This is a genomic window from Psychromonas algicola, assembly GCF_004378355.1.
GTDB lineage: Bacteria > Pseudomonadota > Gammaproteobacteria > Enterobacterales > Psychromonadaceae > Psychromonas.
In genome coordinates this window covers 1-19,705 of the sequence record NZ_SNUB01000039.1, presented here as the reverse complement: position 1 = coordinate 19,705, position 19,705 = coordinate 1, and the positions used below count along the sequence as shown (strand labels likewise).

The window sequence follows — 19,705 nt, the reverse complement described above, 5'->3', positions numbered from 1 at the left end:
CCCCAAGCTTATCACTTGAGGGCATTTTTTATTTAGTCGAATTGTGTTTGCCCACTAAACATCATACTTATTAAACCTTCTCTTAATGCGCCCTTGGAACGCTGCATAGAGTTAATGTCGAATGATTCAAATAATGCTATCAAAATAGCTAGGCCACTTGCGAAAACAGGTTTACGGCTATCCTCTAGACCAACTATATTAAGTGCTTCAATGGATTGGCAAGTGATACATTGTTGTTTAATCTTCTGCAATAAATCATAAGATAAACTATCAGCTAACTTTTGTGCGTGATTGACTTCGTTTACTGCCTGAATTGTGCCAGATGCGCCTAGGGTTAATTCCCATTGATGGTTGCTATATTGTGCTTTAACGGTTGAGATAACTTGTTTAGCTGCATTGACTGCATTATTAAAGTTATATTCATTCAATAAATCATCTGCAAAATAATGATCTAACCAAGTAACACAGCCAATATTTAAACTGTTTGCTACATGGACATGATTTTTTTGCCCTAAGATTAGCTCAGTACTCGCGCCTCCAATATCCATTACTAGTAGTTCTTTCTCTGTATTTTCAGTGAATGAAACGCCTTTGAAAATGGTTTTTGCCTCTTGAATGCCTGAGATGAGGTTAATTGGATGTTGTAAAATTGCCTCTGCTTTATCTAAAAACTGTTGGCTGTTTTCTGCGATACGTAATGCCGCAGTAGCGGTGATCAATAGACAAATAGGTTGGATTTCATCGAGCAGAGTTCTAAAGTGTTGTAGGCAAGACCAACCTTTTTCCATTGTGCTTAGATCAAGTTGATGTTGCCCGTTTAAGCCCGCGGCTAAGCGTACTTTTTGCTTATGTTTTGAAACAATATTAAAACCATTATCCTGCTTAGTCACTGTTAGCATGTGAAAGCTATTGGAGCCTAAATCAATAATGGTATAACGTGCTGCTGTCATATTATCTTTTATGTGGTCTACGGTGATTGTCTTTACGATTACTTGGATGAACTTTGTATTTAGTTACTTTCATCACTGGTAAAGAATCTAATAAAGAGTCTTTATCGTACTCGCTTACTGGAATATTGTGTTTAATATACTCTTCAATACCCGGTAAGTTAAAGACATATTTTTCGCAAGCTAAACTGATTGCTAACCCTTTTTCACCAGCACGACCGGTTCGTCCAATACGATGAACATAATCTTCACAATCATCAGGTAAATCGAAATTGAACACATGCGATACTTTTGGAATATGTAATCCACGAGCAGCAACATCTGTTGCAATCAGTATATCCACTTCACTTTGGGTGAATTGTTCGAGAATCTTTTCACGTTTTTTCTGAGGCACATCACCGGTTAGCAAACCCGCTCGGTGACCATCTCCCGCTAAATAACCCCATACTTTTTCACAGGCATGTTTAGTATTAGCGAATACAATTGCTTTTTCTGGCCATTCATCTTCAATCAAACTTAATAGCAATAACATTTTGTCTTCGTTTGATGGATAAAATAGTTCTTCTTGGATATTCGCTGAAGTCATTACTTCAGGTTCAATTTGTACATGTTCAGGGCTGTTCATATGCTCAAAGGCTAATTCTTGAACTTTATGGGACAGAGTTGCAGAAAATAATAAGTTTAAACGTTGGTCTGCGGGTGGCATACGACGGAATAAATAACGAATGTCTTTAATAAAGCCTAAATCGAACATACGATCGGCTTCATCTAGTACAACGGTTTGTATAGAATCTAGGTTGATAACGCCTTGTTTAACGAAGTCGATAATACGACCCGTTGTCCCAATTAAGATATCAACACCTTTTTCTAGTTTATTCTGTTGAATTTCAACTTTTTCGCCCCCATATGCTAAACCAAGGCGTAAAGATGTAGACTCTGAAAGAGTAACCGCATCCTTATGTATTTGAATCGCAAGTTCACGCGTTGGTGCTAAAATAATAGCTCGCGGTTGATTCTTGCGACGATTTTCAGGTGCGCTGTTGGTTAATAGGTGATGAAATACGGCAGGTAAAAACGCCAATGTTTTGCCTGTACCTGTTTGAGCTTGGCCTGCTATATCTTTACCTTGTAAAGTAATTGGCAGCGACAATGCTTGAATAGGTGTACAGAATTCAAAACCGAGTGCGGTTAAACCTGAAAGTAGACTTGGCTCTAGAGGCAAGTCTGAAAATTTTGTCTGAGTTAGATGTGTTTTATTCATTTGCAGAGCATAGCAGTTTATACTTGCAATAAATATTGAGATCGATTCAAATATCAAAAATAGTTTTTACTAGCGAGCATGTTATAGTAACTTTTTACTAGTAAATCTTTTCTGGAGAGAAAAATGAGCGAAAATATCGTAACGTTAAGTGATGCAAGTTTTGACGCGGATGTAGTAAATGCATCTGGTCCTGTATTAGTTGATTTTTGGGCTGAATGGTGTGGTCCTTGTAAAATGATTGCCCCAATCCTAAGTGAAGTGGCTGTGGAATACGCAGGCAAAGTCACTGTTGGTAAGCTAAACATTGACCAAAATAGTGATACACCACCAAAATTTGGTATCCGTGGTATTCCAACTTTATTATTATTTAAAGATGGAAAAGTGGCAGCAACTAAAGTTGGCGCACTTTCTAAATCACAACTTGTTGAATTTTTAGACGCAAATATCTAATAATTCCGTCCAGAATGAATTAAGTGTATCTAGCTTATGTTCATTCTGGACAGCACCTATTTTTAATGCTACCTTTACGTTCAAATTATGAACAAATCCCAAAAAACGTCTTATCAATCCATTTATCTCAAATTAAAACATCAAAAGAATTATGAATCTAACCGAATTAAAAAATACTCCCGTATCTGAGCTTGTTGAGCTTGGAAGTTCAATGGGGCTTGAAAATTTAGCCCGATTAAGAAAACAAGATATTATCTTCGCAATATTAAAAGCCCATGCTAAAAGTGGTGCTGATATTTTCGGTGCTGGTGTTTTAGAAATTTTACAAGATGGTTTCGGCTTTTTGCGTAGCTCAGATAGTTCTTATTTGGCTGGCCCGGATGATATTTATATCTCACCAAGCCAAATCCGCCGTTTCAATCTACGAACCGGTGACAGTGTCGAAGGTAAGATTCGACCGCCAAAAGAAGGCGAACGTTATTTTGCATTATTAAAGATCATCCAAGTAAACTTCAACAAACCAGAAAACTCCCGTAACAAAATACTATTTGAAAACTTAACGCCTATTCATCCGGATGAACGTTTCCGTTTAGAAAATGGTAGTGGTAGTACAGAAGATATTACAGCACGTATTCTAGATTTGGTTTCACCCATTGGTAAAGGTCAACGTGGGTTGATTGTTGCACCGCCAAAAGCCGGTAAAACAATGTTACTTCAGAATATTGCACAAAGTATTTCAATTAACTACCCAGATGCAGAATTGATTGTTTTATTAATCGATGAGCGTCCAGAGGAAGTAACAGAAATGCGTCGTTTAGTACGTGGTGAAGCAGTGGCATCAACCTTTGATGAACCTGCAAATCGACATGTACAAGTTGCTGAAATGGTTATTGAAAAAGCAAAACGCCTTGTTGAGCACAAAAAAGACGTGGTTATCTTATTAGACTCTATTACTCGTCTAGCGCGTGCTTATAACACTGTGATCCCAAGTTCAGGTAAAGTACTAACGGGTGGTGTTGATGCAAATGCATTACATCGTCCTAAACGTTTCTTTGGTGCTGCACGTAATGTTGAAGAAGGTGGTAGTTTAACCATTCTTGCAACAGCACTGATTGATACAGGTTCTAAAATGGATGAAGTTATCTATGAAGAATTTAAAGGAACCGGTAACTCTGAAATCCATCTAAATCGTAAACTAGCTGAAAAACGTGTTTATCCTGCGATTGACATCACTCGTTCAGGTACTCGTCGTGAAGAATTATTAACAAAAGCTGACGAATTACAACGTATGTGGATTCTACGTAAGATTGTGCATCCAATGGGTGAAATTGGCGCAACAGAATTTATGATCGATAAGTTAGGGCTAAGTAAAACTAACGATAGCTTCTTTGACGCAATGAAAAACCAAAAAGCAAAATAGTTAATTTCTATTTTTTTGGTTAATAACGCTACTTAGGTAGCGTTTTTTTTACCTTAAAAAATATTTCAACGTGTTAACTTTGGTAATAATACGATTAAATTGCTGATCAATTGTTTAATGTGAACCGTATAAGTATAAAATATTAACATCCACTATAAGTGCAATAAAGATAAGCAGGTGAAGATGAAGTTTGATGATCTACGTGATTTTTTAAATCAATTAGAAGAAAAAGGGCTATTAAAACGTATTAGCCAAGAGATTGATCCGAATTTAGAAATGACTGAAATATCTGATCGTACCTTACGCGCTGGTGGGCCTGCTCTATTATTTGAAAACCCTAAAGGTTATGACACACCTGTGTTAACTAACTTATTTGGTACACCTGAACGTGTTGCTTTAGCGATGGGCAAAGAAAAAGTAAGCGAATTACGTGAAGTGGGTGAATGGTTAGCTTATCTGAAAGAGCCTGAACCACCAAAAGGCCTTAAGGCAATGTGGGAAAAGTTACCGATATTTAAACAAGTGTTAAATATGCCCACTAAACGTATTAAATCTCCTGCCTGTCAAGAAGTGGTGATGGAAGGTGACGAAGTAGATTTAACCAAATTACCTATTATGACATGTTGGCCGGGTGACGTTGCTCCATTAATAACATGGGGATTGACCATTACCAGAGGGCCTTATAAAAAACGTCAGAATTTAGGGGTATATCGTCAGCAGCTCATCTCTAAAAACAAAATTATTATGCGTTGGTTGTCGCATCGTGGTGGGGCCATTGATTTCCGCGAATGGCAAGAAGCAAATCCCGGTAAACCTTTCCCTGTGAGCGTTGCATTAGGAGCCGATCCAGCAACAATTCTTGGTGCGGTAACGCCAGTACCAGATACACTTTCTGAATATGCATTTGCTGGCTTATTACGTGGCTCACGTACTAAAGTTGCCACTTGTTTAAGCAATGATTTAGATGTACCAGCAACGGCTGAAATTATTTTAGAAGGTTACTTAATGCCTGGTGAAGAAGCGCCAGAAGGGCCATATGGTGATCATACTGGTTATTATAATGAGGTTGATGATTTTCAAGTGATGACAGTGACTCATGTCACTACTCGAAAAGATCCAATTTATCATAGTACTTATACAGGGCGTCCACCTGATGAGCCTGCTATTTTAGGTGTAGCATTGAATGAAGTGTTTGTGCCTATTATTAAAAAACAATTCCCAGAGATTGTAGATTTCTATTTACCACCTGAAGGTTGTTCTTATCGCATGGCGGTTGTTTCTATTAAGAAAAGTTATCCCGGTCATGCTAAACGAGTCATGTTGGGGATCTGGTCTTTCTTACGTCAATTTATGTACACTAAATTTATTATAGTGTGTGATGATGATGTGAATGTACGTGATTGGAACGATGTTATGTGGGCGATCACGACTCGTATGGATCCAAGTCGAGACACTACTTTGGTGGATAACACGCCTATAGATTATTTAGATTTCGCATCGCCAGTATCTGGATTAGGTTCCAAAATGGGTCTAGATGCGACCAATAAATGGCCTGGTGAAACGACTCGTGAATGGGGAACACCGATTGTGATGAATGATGATGTAAAAGAAAAAATAGATGATCTTTGGAATGAGTTAGATATTTTGTCATAATGCCAGTGTTACTGAATTGTTAAATAGAACAAGAACAATGACGTTTGTTCGTCACCATAATTAAAGAGAACTTAATGCCACAAATTACTTGTAATGTTGCTTCTATCGAGAAGTTAAATTCGTTTTTATATCGTATCTTTTTAGCGCCAACGACTGCGGTTAGTTTCAAAGCTGGACAATATGTATCTGTGGTGATGGGAGAAGGTGATAAACGTCATTTTTCAATTGCTAATATTCCATCGAATGAATTGATTGAACTGCATATTGGCGCAACGCCTGAAAATGGTTATGCAATGCAAGTCATTGAAAAAATGCAGTCTGGTGATTCGTTAGAAGTAGAAATCGCTAATGGCGAGGCTTATTTACGAGAAGAATCAACACGTCCAATCATTTTAATGGCAGGTGGAACGGGTTTCTCTTACGTTAAATCTTTACTGGAGCAAATCATTGAGTCTGATATTAAAAATGAAGTACATTTATATTGGGGTGTAAAAGAATACTCACACTTTTATTTTGAAGATCAAGCGAATAGCTGGGCAACAGAACATAATAATATTCACTTCCACCCTGTTGTTGAACTACCTGAAGCTGATTGGCAAGGCAAGCAAGGTTATGTTCATCAAGCTGTATTAGATAGTTTTGAAAACTTAGCTGAGTTTGATATTTACGTTGTTGGTCGTTTTGAAATGGCTAAAGTGGCACGTGAAGACTTTGTTAAAAAAGGCGCCTTGGTTGAACATATCTATGGTGATGCTTTTGCATTCATCTAAATTCTTGGATAAGTGATAATAGAATTGGGCTATACTATTATCACTTAACGCATAGGACGTCTTCTATTTCATGTCTAATGATACAGCTACCATCAACTTATCTGATATTAATAAGCTTTTTCTTCACTATTTAGTTGGCAAAACTCAAATAAGTAAAGACGAAGACTTTAATGATGGCTTGCATCAACAGGAAAATAACGAAGAAGCGCCTAACAAAAAGGGAGATGGTTGGAATCAACGAATTCTATTAGCTGTTGAAAAAGAAAGAGTTGAGCGAGAATTAAAAGAAAAACAGTTAGAAAAAAAGCGTAATGCACTTTTGACGCGCTACTTCCAACAATTATTACTCTCCACTATTAACGATAAGCTTCAAGACACGCCAACGGTTTTATCAGAACAATTACAAATGCGTGAAAGCAGTATTGATTTACTCATTGAGTTAATTGCGAAAGAGCCGAGTTATTCTTCCCTTGCTGAACTATTAGATCTTAATCCAAGTACTCGCAATCATATTATTAACTTGGTCGCTAATGACGACTTTATGGCGTTATTAGGCAAAGAAAAGTATATCCTTCAGGATGCGCGAGCAGCTATAGGTAGAATAGGAACTGATGTTTTACGTTATCTTATTCCTTCTTTAATTTTTAAATATCGAATTAATACATTCAATCAACATAACCGTTTTTTCGCTAAAAAATTATGGCGCTACCAGCTAACCTTAGGCCAAGCTTGTACTTCATTAATGAAAGAATGCGGCTATCGAAAGCCCTTCGAAGGACAGTTATTATCTGCAATGTGTAATTTTGCTTATGCCGCTTCCTTTCAGCAGTATTTAGAGTCTTTTGAAAGTGTAAGAATAAATTGTATCGCTGAAGCGCGTGAAAAAGGTGAAAAAGTTAAGCATGATTTTTTCTTTGATATCAAATCTGATCCAGCTTCACTACAAGCTTTATTGATTGCAAAATCTGATTTGAAAATGAGCGTGTTACTTTCTAAGCAAGCTTTTCCTAAAAAGTTTATTCACTTGCTTAATGCCTTAAAAGAAGAAGTTGATGGTATCGCTTTTGAAGACAGGTCAAAAATAGGAAAAATACTTTTTCAGGCAATACACTTTGCCAAATACGATCAATTACGCGCATCTCGTTTATTTAAGCAGGAATGGTTAGATGACTATTTAACCTTTGCGAATATTGATCAGGAAACCTTTAGAAATTTATCTCGCCAAGAATTGTTTAGATTTAAGCCCGATTGGCAGTGATCACAACAATTTAAGGTAAATATATTCCCCGAGCTAACCAAAAACAGGTAAAATGCCGCAACCATTTTATAGAGAGTTAAACCATGCCAAGCAGTAACATTGATAAATTTAGTGATATTCGCCCATATAATGACAAAGAGATACAACCAGCTATCAAACGAGTCATTAATAGCGAAGAGTTCATTGATGCGATATTAAGCTTCCGCTTTCCTAAATTATCTAAAATGTTGGGTTTTGTACTAAAACCATTATTACGTCAGTACTTTTTGTTCAAATGGGGCAATATCAATAGTATTGATCAAATGCAAAAAGTTGTAGGCGTCTATGTCCAGCATATGATTGATTCTACTACGACTAAATTTACTTACTCGGGTTTAGATAAGCTGTGTGCGACTAAAAACTACCTTTTTGTTTCAAATCATCGCGATATTGCTATGGATCCTTCGTTTGTAAACTGGGCGTTATATACAGAGCAGTTTAAAACAGTGCGTATTGCCATTGGTGATAATTTATTAAGCAAACCTTATGTCTCTGATTTGATGCGAATGAACAAAAGCTTCATCGTAAAACGTTCTGTAACAGGTGTGAGAGAGATGATGAAATCACTTTCTCATTTATCTGATTACATTTCTTCTTCATTAAAAGAAGACAGTAGCATCTGGATTGCCCAACGAGAAGGACGTGCAAAAGATGGCTTTGATAAAACCGAGCCAGCTATCATTAAAATGTTTTATGTTAATGGTAAAAAACAAAAAATTCCTTTTGCTGAATACATTAAATCACTCAATATTGTTCCTGTTTCTGTGTCTTATGAATTTGATCCATGTGATCAACAAAAAGCACAAGAGCTATATGCAAAAGCAGAGTCTGGCGAATACAATAAAACTGAATTTGAAGATATTGAAAGTATTGTAAGTGGTATCGTGGGTCAAAAAGGTCATGTGCATGTCGCTTTTGGAGAGCCATTAAGTGGTGACTTTGAAAATGCCGATGATGTAGCAGAAGAAATAGATAAACAAATTTATAAAAATTATTATTTACACCCTTCAAATTTAATTGCTGCTGAGCAAGATGTTGATAATATTCCAGAACAAGATATTGCAGCCTTTAAAGCGCGTATTCAAGCGGTGAAACCTGAACTTCAAGATACTGTGCTTAAAATGTATGCGAACCCTGTAAGGCACCATACAAGCTAGAAACAAGATAAGTCTTTGAATATTGATTTTGTTATGCACATTTAACAATTTGTTAAATGTGCATTTTTTGTTTTTTAGTTGATTGCAAGTTATTGAATAATAATAGGTAATTAATGGTTCTTGCTTTCTGCTAAGCAAATTTAAAAATCACTAACAGAGTTATCCACAGAGTTCCCTGTATTGAAAGTGAATATATACTTACCTCCCAGCCCCCATTAAATTAATTGTTAAATATAAAGTATTTGTCATTAATAATCATAAATTAAAATCTTGTTGCCAATCTATTTAAGATTATTTTCTCAGCATAAATTTAACAAAACGTGATCACTATTGAGCCTCCTATAGGTATACTAGGAATCAATTTTATTTGATTGGTAATTATCCTATGGCTGTTGTTCCTGAAAACCCTTTTGTACTTGTTGATGGGTCATCGTATTTATATCGCGCTTTCTTTTCTCCTCCACATTTAACCAATTCTGCTGGTGAAGCTACGGGCGCTGTTTATGGCGTTGTTAATATGTTGCAAAGCCTATTAAAGCAATTTAGCCCAAGTCATATTGTGGTTGTTTTTGATGCCAAAGGAAAAACTTTCCGTGATGATATGTATACCGACTATAAAGCGAATCGTCCGAGTATGCCTGATGATCTTCGCATTCAAATAGAACCGCTACATGCCGTTATTAAGGCAATGGGCTTACCTATTTTAACTATTCCCGGTGTTGAAGCTGACGATGTAATCGGTACGTTAGCGTTACAAGCAAGTAAGAAAGGCATCAAAACTCTGATCAGCACGGGTGATAAAGATATGGCTCAGTTAGTTGATGAGCATACCTATTTAATCAATACCATGACCAACACCATTTTAGATGTGGAAGGGGTGAAGGAAAAATTTGGTATTCCACCTGAAATGATCATCGACTTCTTAGCCTTGATGGGTGATAAAGTTGATAATATTCCCGGTGTACCTGGTGTGGGGGAAAAGACTGCATTAGCCATGCTACAAGGTTTAGGCAACATGGACAGTATCTATGAGAATTTAGATAAACTAGCTGACCTTGGTTTCCGTGGTAGTAAAACCATGGCTAAAAAGATGCAAGAAAATGAAGCAATGGCGCGTTTATCTTATCAATTAGCGACCATTAAATTAGATGTTGAACTAGACCAAGACTATGACGATTTTAAACCTAACCCACAAGATACCGATGAGTTAATTAAACTGTTTGGTAAGCTTGAGTTTAAACGTTGGTTAGCAGCTTTATTGGCGGGTGATAACTTAGTTGTTAAAGCTTCATCATCGCAAGAGAGTCAATCTGCAGCACCTTCTGCATTAGCTAAGTCCATGGTTAATCGTGAAAGTTATAAAACCATTTACACTAAAGGTCAGTTATTACAGTGGATTAAAAAATTAGAGCAAGCGGAGTTGTTTGCTTTTGATACTGAAACAACTAGCCTAGATTATATGCAAGCAAAAATCGTTGGATTGTCTTTTGCGATACAAACTAATGTTGGTGAAGAAGGCGAACCTGTTATTGAAGCCGCTTATTTACCGCTCGCACACGATTATATTGATGCACCTGCGCAATTAGATTTAATGGAAACGCTTAATTTATTAACGCCATTATTAACCTCTGATGAGCACAAGAAAGTAGGTCAAAACCTTAAGTATGACCGCAGTGTATTACTAAATCACGGTATTGAGTTGGGCGGAATTGCCTTTGATACTATGCTTGAGTCTTATGTATTAGACAGTACCGGTAAGCATAATATGGATGCGTTAGCGCTGAAATACTTAGGGCATACGTGTATCAGTTTTGAAGACATCGCGGGTAAAGGCAAAAAACAACTTACCTTTAATGAAATCGCCATTAAAGAAGCGGCGCCTTACGCAGCCGAAGATGCAGATATCACTTTACGCTTACATCTTGAGTTGCAACGTCAATTACAAGAAATTCCTGAGTTGCTAACTGTTTTAGATGAAATAGAAATGCCACTATTAACCGTACTTTCTGATATCGAAAGAGGCGGTGTTGAAATTGATAGCCAACTATTAAATGCACAGAGCGTTGAAATTGCTAAGCGCCTTTTAGAACTAGAAGAATTAGCTTATGAAGAAGCGGGCAAGCCATTTAATCTTGGTTCTCCAAAGCAGCTACAAACTATCTTGTTTGAAGAATTAAATATTCCAGTGATCAAGAAAACGCCAAAAGGCGCACCTTCAACAGCGGAAGAAGTGTTACAAGAGTTAGCGTTAACTTACCCATTACCTAAGCTAATCATAGAGCATCGTGGTTTAAGTAAGCTTAAATCAACTTACACCGATAAATTACCGTTAATGGTAAATCAAGAAACTGGACGTGTTCATACCTCTTATCATCAAGCAGTGACGGTTACCGGTCGTTTATCATCAAGCGATCCAAACTTACAGAATATTCCTATCCGTAGTAGTGAAGGGCGTCGTATTCGCCAAGCCTTTATTGCTCAGAAAGGATATAAAATCGTAGCTGCCGATTATAGCCAAATTGAATTACGTATTATGGCGCATTTATCTCAAGATGCAGGCTTATTAACGGCTTTCTCAGAAGGTAAAGATATTCATAAAGCCACAGCCGCAGAGGTTTTCTCTGTACCGCTTGATGAGGTGACAACGGATCAACGCCGTAGTGCAAAAGCAATTAACTTTGGTTTGATTTATGGTATGAGTGCATTTGGTTTAGCGAAGCAATTAAATATTGGTCGTCAAGAAGCGCAAACTTACATGGACCGTTACTTTAGTCGTTACCCTGGTGTATTAACTTATATGGAAGATACGCGTTTATTAGCGAATGAAAAAGCGTACGTAGAAACTATTTTTGGTCGTCGCTTACAATTGCCAAATATTAACGCTAAAAATGGTATGTTGAAAAAAGCAGCTGAACGAGCGGCAATCAATGCGCCGATGCAAGGAACTGCAGCGGATATTATCAAAAAAGCCATGATAAAAATGGCAGAATGGGTAAAGTCAAAACCCGCGGAGACCGTACAAATACTGATGCAAGTGCACGATGAACTCGTCTTTTCAATTAAAGAAGAGTGCGTTGAAAGTTACACTAAAGAGATTCAGGAAATCATGGCAAAAGCCGCTGATTTAGACGTTCCATTAATTGCTGATGCCGATGTTGGAAATAATTGGGATGAAGCGCATTAATTTTTGAACTTTATGTAAAAGCCGAGGACTAATTATTTGAAAAGTTAATTTTCATATTTTCTTCCTTGTTTCCCTCAATACGATTTTTTGTATTGAGGGTTTTTTTTAGCTATAAATTCATCTTATATTTCCCAAAACTAAAACAATAAGTGAAGCAAGTCTCTTTATCTTTATGTGCTACTCACACCTTTGTGAGAGAGTCATCCCATTTTATCTAAAAAGTGAAATTGATTTTTAATAGTGAATTGCTGGTCATTATTAGTTGAGATTAATTTGCTAAAATAACCTCCATTAAGAAAATGTAAAAAAGTATTTCGAAATACAATCAATCTTTGACGTATTCATCGCTATACAATTTCATGAACTTCCTTTTTCCCTCAATATATGTCCGTGTATTGGGGGATTTTTTTGATCTTTTTCTGATTCAAAATATAAACCTATGGTTGCTTAGTAATGGTTTAAAGCGCATTTATTTAAGCATCTTAATTTAACTTCTGATGTAGGCTTGCATAGTAAGCATCTTTTTCAAGTAATGTTTGGTGGTTTCCTGAAACACGTAACTTACCTTCTTCCATCAGATAGATACGATCCATTTTTTCAATCGCTGTTAGACGATGGCTGATCATTAATAAGGTTTTATCTTTAGCAAACTCAAATAATAATGCGAGGATCTCTCTTTCCGTGCGTTTATCTAACCCTTCAGTGGCTTCGTCTAAAAGTAATAAAGGGGCGTTACGTAACAATACTCGTGCTACGCCAATACGTCTTTGCTCTCCACCAGAAAGCTGTCTTCCACCTTCACCTATCCATGCATCAAGTGGTGCTTCTCCTTGTGTTAAGCTTGCTAATCCTACTTTTTCCAATACCGTGATCAATTGCGCGTCATTAATCTTCTGTGCAGCTTTCTGTTCGGCATAAGTTTCATATTCAATGGCTTGAGGCTGTGCGAGGGTTAAGTTTTCTCTAAGTGTGCCAGTGAATAAATAAATACGTTGGCTAACAATGGAAAGGCCTTCACTCAGCGCCTGTTGGCTGAATTGATTAACCTCTACACCATCAATGGTTAAATGGCCTGTTTGCGCTTCCCATTCTCGTGTTATCAAGGCAAGTAAACTTGATTTTCCGCAACCGGTTTGACCTAATAAAGCGACTTTTTGACCTGCTTCAATGGATAAGTTAATCCCATTTAAAATATTGTTCGTGTTGTTAGGGTAGGCAAAGTGAATATCCTTTAATTGAAGCGCTCCTTGAGTGATCACTGCATTACTTTCATTGTTAAAAGTAATATCTGGATCTTGGCTCACTAATTCATTAACGCGTTTACCGGCATCAACACAAGATGAAAGATGTTGAAAAGCGCCAGCGATAGGCATTAACATTTCAATGCAAGCAATTGCCATAAAAGTGATCATGGCTAATAGCGGGCCTGTGGTTTGCTGTTCTCCAACACCAGATGCTGCCACATAAAGCACCACTACTACTATGCTTCCATGACAAAGAATTAATGCTGCTTGGCTGAAGGCGGTGATGTTAGCCATGATGCGTTGGCTATCGATTAATGCGGCTTCTGATGTCGCTATTTTTGCTCGAAATGGCTGACTCGCACCAAATAAAGAAATCTCCGCTAAACCTTGTATAAATTCTAATAATTGAACTCGTAGAAGGCGTTTACTTTGTAATTGTTTGACGCCCGGTTTACGGCCAAGTTGATAGAAAAACCAAGGCAGAAATAGCCAAACTAACAATAAGCTACCACACAATAAAAAAGCTAATTGAGGATCAAACCAAGCGACAAAAAAGTACATACAAAGTAGCATAAATAAGGATGCAAATAGTGGCGTGATCAATCTAAGATAAAGATGATCCAAGGTATCTATATCTGCAACGAGTCGGTTTAATATTTCACCTTGTCGTAATCCTTGCATGTTTCGTGCGCTGAGTGGCATGACCTTTTGCCAAGCCCAAACTCGTAATTGTGTTAATAACTTAAAGGTGGCTTCATGCGTGGCTAAACGCTCTCCGTATCGGCTGGCTGTCCGAGCAATAGAAAGAAACCGCACACCACCACTAGGCGTTAAATAGTTAAAAGTTTGCGTGGCAAGCAAAGTCACTCCCGCCATCGCAGAAGCAGATAAAAACCAGCCTGAAAGAGATAATAAACCGATACCTGCCATTAACGAGATAACACTTAATACCAAACCAATCAGCATCATCAACCATTGGTGTTTAAATAATTTTATAAAAGGAAGGAGAGTTCTCATCGATTTTGCTCCTCATCAGTTTGCATCTGTTTAAATAAACCGGCTTGGTTATTTAACTGTTCAAAACACCCTTGTTGAACAATCATGCCTTTATCCATCACTAATATATGATCCATCTGCGATAACTGGTCGAGTCGATGTGTGACCATTAAACAGCTTGAGTCTTTCATTGCTTCATCTAATGCGCTAAGTACCGCTTGTTCGCTGTGTCTGTCTAAACTTGCCGTTGGCTCATCTAATAAAAACAACGGTGCGTTTTGTCCTAATGCGCGTGCTAAGGCAATACGCTGCGCTTGCCCAACTGAGATACCAGCCATTTGTTCGCCAATTGGGAGGTCTAAGCCCTGTGCTTGTTGCTCTATAAAGTCGAGTACTTGTGCTTTTGCTAACAAGGTTTTAATGCTTTCATCAGACATATTAGGTGCTGCCATTGCCACATTGTCACGGACCGTTCCGTGGAAAAGTTGTGGCTCTTGTCCCAACCAAGCCAGTAGCGTTCGCCAGTCTGAGATCGCTAATTCGTTTAACTCAATGCCATTTACTTTGAGTGAACCTTGGTAAGGTAAAAAACCTAATAACGCATTTAATAAGCTAGTTTTTCCTGCTCCACTTGGACCAACCACCGCGATGTGTTGGCCTTGTTTAAGTTGGAAGGAGATGGGGCCAAGCAAGGTAACACCTGAATGACTTTTGACGATAAAATCAGTGGCGATCAAAGCAATGCCATCATCTGTATTAATTGTTTTTAAAGCTTTATCTGACTCTGTTTGAGTATTTGCTTTAACGCTGCTATCAACCTCATAGTTGAGTAAGGCCATTAACTCTTCTGCTGCACCAATGGCTTGGGCTTTTGCATGGTAATGTGTACCCATATCGCGAAGTGGTTGGTAAAATTCAGGTGCCAACATAAGTACAAACATGCCAATAAATAGAGTCACTCCTGTGCCATAATCGCCGAAACTTAGTTCGTCTAGAAAGCTAAAACCAAAATAAATGGCTAATATCGCGATAGAAATCGCTGCAAAAAACTCTAGAACTGCAGAGCTTAAAAAAGCAATGCGTAACACTGACATTGTCTTTTGACGAAACGACTCTGAGGCAGCTTCAATTTCTTTTCCTTCAGCTTCAGCACGATTAAACAATTTGAGTGTGTTTAACCCTTTTAAGCGATCCATAAAATGGCCGCTGAGTTTAGATAAGGCTTTAAAGTTTTTACGGTTTGCGTCTGCTGCGCCTGTGCCAACAAAAATCATAAAGATAGGAATCAATGGCGCAGTAGTTAATAAAATCAATCCCGCCGCCCAATTAAGCGGAAACACCACGATTAAAATGATTAAAGGAATAAAAGCTGCTAATAACATTTGAGGTAGATAACGTGCATAGAAATCATGTAGATCTTCAACTTGTTCAAGCACAATACTTGCCCAACTGCCTGCTGGTTTACCTTTAATAAAAGCAGGGCCTAATTCATTGATCTTATCTAACACTGCTTTACGGGTATGCAAACGTAAACGCTTTCCAGCTTCAAAACTGCTACGTTCTCGTGCAAAAGCGAGCAAAGCGCGTAATGGGATCAAAACAATCAGATAGATAAACTCTTGGGTAAATGCTGTTTTAGGAAGTTGCTCCATAATAATGCCATGCAAAATAGTGGAGATCAGATAAGCTTGGGCGATCAAAGCAAAGCCCGTTAACAATCCAAATAGCACAGTTAAATTTAGATAAAAACCACAGGCCTTTTTCTGTTTTTTAAGCCAAGAAGTGAGTTGTTTCTCTAGCGGTTTATCCATTTATTATTACCTGTTGTGTTCTATTTTATGATTCAATATTATTGACTAATTTGGCAAGTAACTTATCTAATAATGTTATTTCTTCGTTTGTAAAACCATCTAACAATTGTGCTTGTATCGTTTGCAGTTCAAGTACTGAAGTATCAACAATACTTCGACCCTTTTCTGTCAATCTAATCATGGAAATACGTTTATCTTCTTCACTACTAACTCGTGTAATAATCTCTTTTGCTTCTAAGCGTTTCATTACTTTACTTAATCCACCCCAACTAAATAACATATAGTTACATAATTCAGATGGTTTTAATTCAAAGGGAGGGACGCTGTTACTGCGTCTTATTGCAGTTAATAGATGAAAATCACTAGCGAGTAAGTCTTGTGCCTTCATTATGTTATCAATTTTATTATTTATATCACTTGCGATTCTTTCTATTCTTGGAAACAGTAAAAATAATCCTTTGTAAGCATCAGGCCAATTTTTTTTCATAAGATAGATAAAGCTTTCAAATTTTAATTGTGAGTGCGGCATAATTTTTTCCTCAATTTATTTGCACAATACCTCTCTAGAAAGGTATTATCAATTTTTACCTCTCTAGAGAGGTATTGTGCAAGTAAATAGTCTTTGATCATGTCATACGATGATTATTTACTTTTGATTTAATTATAATACTGATAGTAGGGATAGTCATGAGTAATAAACATAATCTAACAACAACCAATGGAGCTCCAGTTGTTGATAACCAAAATGTTCAAACAGCAGGCCCTCGTGGCCCAATGCTTCTACAAGATGTATGGTTCCTAGAAAAGCTAGCCCACTTTGATAGAGAAGTGATCCCTGAACGACGTATGCATGCTAAAGGTTCAGGCGCTTACGGTACATTTACAGTAACACACGATATATCTAAATACACAAAAGCAAAAATATTTTCAGAAGTGGGTAAAAAAACAGATCTCTTTGTGCGCTTTTCTACAGTAGCGGGTGAACGTGGTGCAGCAGATGCGGAGCGCGATATTCGTGGTTTTGCAATTAAGTTTTATACAGAGGAAGGTAACTGGGATCTTGTGGGTAACAATACGCCTGTTTTCTTCTTACGTGATCCTCTTAAATTTCCAGATTTAAACCATGCAGTGAAACGTGACCCCCGAACTAATTTACGCAATGCTAATACGAACTGGGATTTCTGGTCTTTACTACCTGAAGCATTACATCAAGTTACTGTAGTGATGAGTGATCGCGGCATTCCAAGTAGTTACCGTCATATGCACGGTTTTGGTAGTCATACTTTTAGTTTTATTAGTGCGGATAATAAGCGTTACTGGGTGAAATTTCACTTAGAAACTCAACAGGGTATTAAAAATCTAACCGATCAAGAAGCTGAAATGCTGGTTGGAAAAAATCGTGAAAGCCATCAACAGGATCTTTATGAAGCAATTGAAAAGGGTGATTTTCCTAAATGGAATGTAAAAGTACAAATCATGCCTGAAAAAGAGGCTGAGGCTTATGATGTTCACCCATTTGATTTAACCAAAGTCTGGCCGCATGCCGATTATCCATTAATAGATGTAGGTGTGATGGAATTAAATCGCAATCCCGATAACTACTTTGCTGAAGTAGAACAAGCCGCATTTAACCCAGCGAATGTTGTTCCTGGGATCAGCTTCTCACCGGACAAAATGTTACAAGGTCGTTTATTCTCTTATGGGGATGCACAACGTTATCGTTTAGGTGTTAATCATGTTCATATTCCAGTAAATCAACCTAAATGTCCAGTTAACTCATATCATCGTGATGGTGCGATGCGTGTTGATGGAAACTACGGTAGCACTAAAGGCTATGAGCCTAATAGTGCAGGATTATGGCAACAGCAATCCGCTCAACAAGATCCTCAATTAGCACTTAATGATGCGGCATATAATTGGGATTTTCGTGAAGATGACAGTGATTATTACAGCCAACCAAGAAAGTTATTTAATTTAATGACACCTGCGCAACAAAAAGTATTGTTTGAGAATACGGCAAGAAGTATTGGCTCTGCTTCAGTTGAAGTTCAGCATCGTCACATTACTAACTGTTACAAAGCTGACCCTGCTTACGGTGAAGGTGTTGCTAAAGCACTTAATATTGATTTAAAAGATCTCGTATTATAAAAGGTCTTATATTTAGGTAGACCGATAAATAAGATTGTTGGTCTGCCTTTTTAATTAAGACGATTAAGAGCTGTTATGAAAAATTGGAAAGCGTATAAAAAAACTTACCGTACAGAATCTACTATTTTTGATTATGCGAGAGTGGGCGATTTGAGAGGTTTTGCAAACTTGTTATCTGCCAATCCTCACCTAGAGATTAATGCCGTTAACGATCGTGGTTACTCAGCATTAATGTTAGCTGTTTATAATGGAGAGAAAGATTTTTGCGAAGCGCTATTAAGAGCAGGTGCCGATGTTGATTCCATCGACAGTATGGGGAATACAGTGTTAATGGGCGCTGCATACAAAGCTCACGTTGATATTTTAACCTTATTATTAGCGTTTGGTGCGAATATTAATCTTGAAAATAAAACCAAAATGAATGTACGAGATTGGGCTGTCATGTTTGGACGTAGTGAGGTGATTACTTATTTTAACGATCATTATCCATCGCAAATTTCCTCATCAAAAATAAAAAATATTATCAGATTTATCAAGCTTGGTTTTATCTTGATTCAAAGCAAGTTTAAGGTTGCAGTTAAACTATATTGATGGCTAATTAGTGTATAATCAACAAGTTAAAAATTTATTATATTTTCTTACTAATTAATAAAGGAACACAATATGAATATTGGTATTAATGAAAAAGATAGAATTGAAATTGCTGAAGGCCTAAAGCGTTTATTAGCTGACTCTTATACTTTATACCTACAAACACATAATTTTCATTGGAATATTACGGGGCCTCAATTCCGTGAATTACATCTTATGTTTGAAGAACACTATACAGAATTATCTGTTGCTGTAGATGATATCGCAGAGCGTATTCGTGCGTTAGGGGTTGCTGCTCCGGGTACTTATAAAGAGTTTGCTGAATTAAGCTCAATTAAAGAAGTGGCAGGACTTTCTGATGCGGATGCTATGGTTAAAATTTTAACTGAATCACATGAGCAAGTGATCAGAACGTGCCGTGAAGTATTAAAATTAGCACAAAAAGCAGACGATGAATCTACGGCATCAGTTGTTTCAGATCGTATGTTAACGCATGAAAAAACAGCTTGGATGTTACGTGCTACTTGTCGTTAAACTTTACCTTTATTAATAAAAGCCACTTTCGATGAAAGTGGCTTTTTCATTTTTAACCGTGTCTTGTCCTGAAATGAGTTTACGCATTTAGGACTTATTTATGAAAAAGAACCAAACCACAGGGATTAAACGTACCCAAAGAGATTACACACTAGGCTTTAAATTAGCTGTAGTTGAGCAAGTAGAAAAAGGCGACTTCACATATAAGCAAGCGCAAAAGCACTTCGGTATCCAAGGTCGCA

Annotated in this window: 15 protein-coding genes and 1 pseudogene; 11 read left to right on the top strand and 5 right to left on the bottom strand. The window is 37.3% G+C overall.

The window, feature by feature from the left end:
• Positions 1-32 precede the first annotated feature (32 nt).
• Together E2R67_RS14920 and rhlB are read right to left on the bottom strand one after the other, a co-directional pair.
• On the bottom strand, positions 33-950 hold the full coding sequence (locus E2R67_RS14920) for a Ppx/GppA phosphatase family protein (protein WP_134291743.1): 918 nt from the start codon (positions 948-950) through the stop codon (positions 33-35).
• 1 nt (position 951) lies between these two features.
• A complete protein-coding gene (gene rhlB / locus E2R67_RS14915) occupies positions 952-2,208 on the bottom strand; it encodes an ATP-dependent RNA helicase RhlB (protein WP_134291742.1) in 1,257 nt (418 codons plus the stop codon).
• Between the two features lie 123 nt (positions 2,209-2,331).
• On the opposite strand from rhlB, the gene trxA reads away from it, so the two are divergent.
• The 7 genes from trxA (at position 2,332) to polA (ending at position 12,139) form a co-directional block, all read left to right on the top strand.
• Positions 2,332-2,658 (top strand): thioredoxin TrxA, encoded by a 327-nt coding sequence (gene trxA / locus E2R67_RS14910; protein WP_134291741.1) that lies wholly within the window; start codon positions 2,332-2,334, stop codon positions 2,656-2,658.
• A gap of 151 nt (positions 2,659-2,809) precedes the next feature.
• The gene (rho, locus tag E2R67_RS14905; protein ID WP_134291740.1) at positions 2,810-4,078 is read left to right on the top strand and encodes a transcription termination factor Rho; all 1,269 of its coding nucleotides are present in this window, start codon (positions 2,810-2,812) and stop codon (positions 4,076-4,078) included.
• Between the two features lie 183 nt (positions 4,079-4,261).
• Positions 4,262-5,731, top strand: coding sequence for a 4-hydroxy-3-polyprenylbenzoate decarboxylase (gene ubiD, locus E2R67_RS14900; protein WP_134291751.1), 1,470 nt, complete (start codon positions 4,262-4,264; stop codon positions 5,729-5,731).
• Between the two features lie 74 nt (positions 5,732-5,805).
• The gene (gene fre / locus E2R67_RS14895; protein WP_134291739.1) at positions 5,806-6,501 is read left to right on the top strand and encodes an NAD(P)H-flavin reductase; all 696 of its coding nucleotides are present in this window, start codon (positions 5,806-5,808) and stop codon (positions 6,499-6,501) included.
• A gap of 70 nt (positions 6,502-6,571) precedes the next feature.
• Positions 6,572-7,759: a hypothetical protein gene (locus tag E2R67_RS14890; protein ID WP_134291738.1), complete on the top strand. Its 1,188-nt coding sequence runs from the start codon at positions 6,572-6,574 to the stop codon at positions 7,757-7,759.
• Positions 7,760-7,842: 83 nt separating this feature from the next.
• A complete protein-coding gene (locus tag E2R67_RS14885; protein WP_134291737.1) occupies positions 7,843-8,955 on the top strand; it encodes a 1-acyl-sn-glycerol-3-phosphate acyltransferase in 1,113 nt (370 codons plus the stop codon).
• Positions 8,956-9,340: 385 nt separating this feature from the next.
• Positions 9,341-12,139, top strand: a complete 2,799-nt coding sequence (gene polA, locus E2R67_RS14880) for a DNA polymerase I (protein WP_134291750.1) — start codon at positions 9,341-9,343, stop codon at positions 12,137-12,139.
• Positions 12,140-12,621: 482 nt separating this feature from the next.
• Here the strand turns inward: polA and cydC are convergent, their stop codons facing one another.
• From cydC to E2R67_RS14865, 3 genes are read right to left on the bottom strand one after another with little or no spacing between them, the layout of a single operon-like run.
• On the bottom strand, positions 12,622-14,400 hold the full coding sequence (gene cydC, locus E2R67_RS14875) for a heme ABC transporter ATP-binding protein/permease CydC (RefSeq protein ID WP_134291736.1): 1,779 nt from the start codon (positions 14,398-14,400) through the stop codon (positions 12,622-12,624).
• Positions 14,397-16,190, bottom strand: a complete 1,794-nt coding sequence (gene cydD, locus E2R67_RS14870; RefSeq protein WP_134291735.1) for a heme ABC transporter permease/ATP-binding protein CydD — start codon at positions 16,188-16,190, stop codon at positions 14,397-14,399. The genes cydC and cydD overlap by 4 nt, the downstream gene beginning before the upstream one ends.
• Positions 16,191-16,215: 25 nt before the next feature.
• Positions 16,216-16,719 (bottom strand): MarR family winged helix-turn-helix transcriptional regulator, encoded by a 504-nt coding sequence (locus tag E2R67_RS14865; RefSeq protein WP_134291734.1) that lies wholly within the window; start codon positions 16,717-16,719, stop codon positions 16,216-16,218.
• A 158-nt stretch (positions 16,720-16,877) separates the two neighbouring features.
• On the opposite strand from E2R67_RS14865, the gene E2R67_RS14860 reads away from it, so the two are divergent.
• The 4 genes and pseudogenes from E2R67_RS14860 to E2R67_RS14845 all read left to right on the top strand — a co-directional run.
• Complete coding sequence (locus tag E2R67_RS14860; RefSeq protein WP_134291733.1) at positions 16,878-18,338, top strand: catalase; 1,461 nt, start codon at positions 16,878-16,880, stop codon at positions 18,336-18,338.
• Between the two features lie 75 nt (positions 18,339-18,413).
• Positions 18,414-18,929, top strand: a complete 516-nt coding sequence (locus E2R67_RS14855; RefSeq protein ID WP_134291732.1) for an ankyrin repeat domain-containing protein — start codon at positions 18,414-18,416, stop codon at positions 18,927-18,929.
• A gap of 72 nt (positions 18,930-19,001) precedes the next feature.
• Positions 19,002-19,463, top strand: a complete 462-nt coding sequence (locus tag E2R67_RS14850) for a Dps family protein (protein ID WP_134291731.1) — start codon at positions 19,002-19,004, stop codon at positions 19,461-19,463.
• A 100-nt stretch (positions 19,464-19,563) separates the two neighbouring features.
• Positions 19,564-19,705, top strand: a pseudogene (locus tag E2R67_RS14845) (IS3 family transposase); the annotation flags it as partial.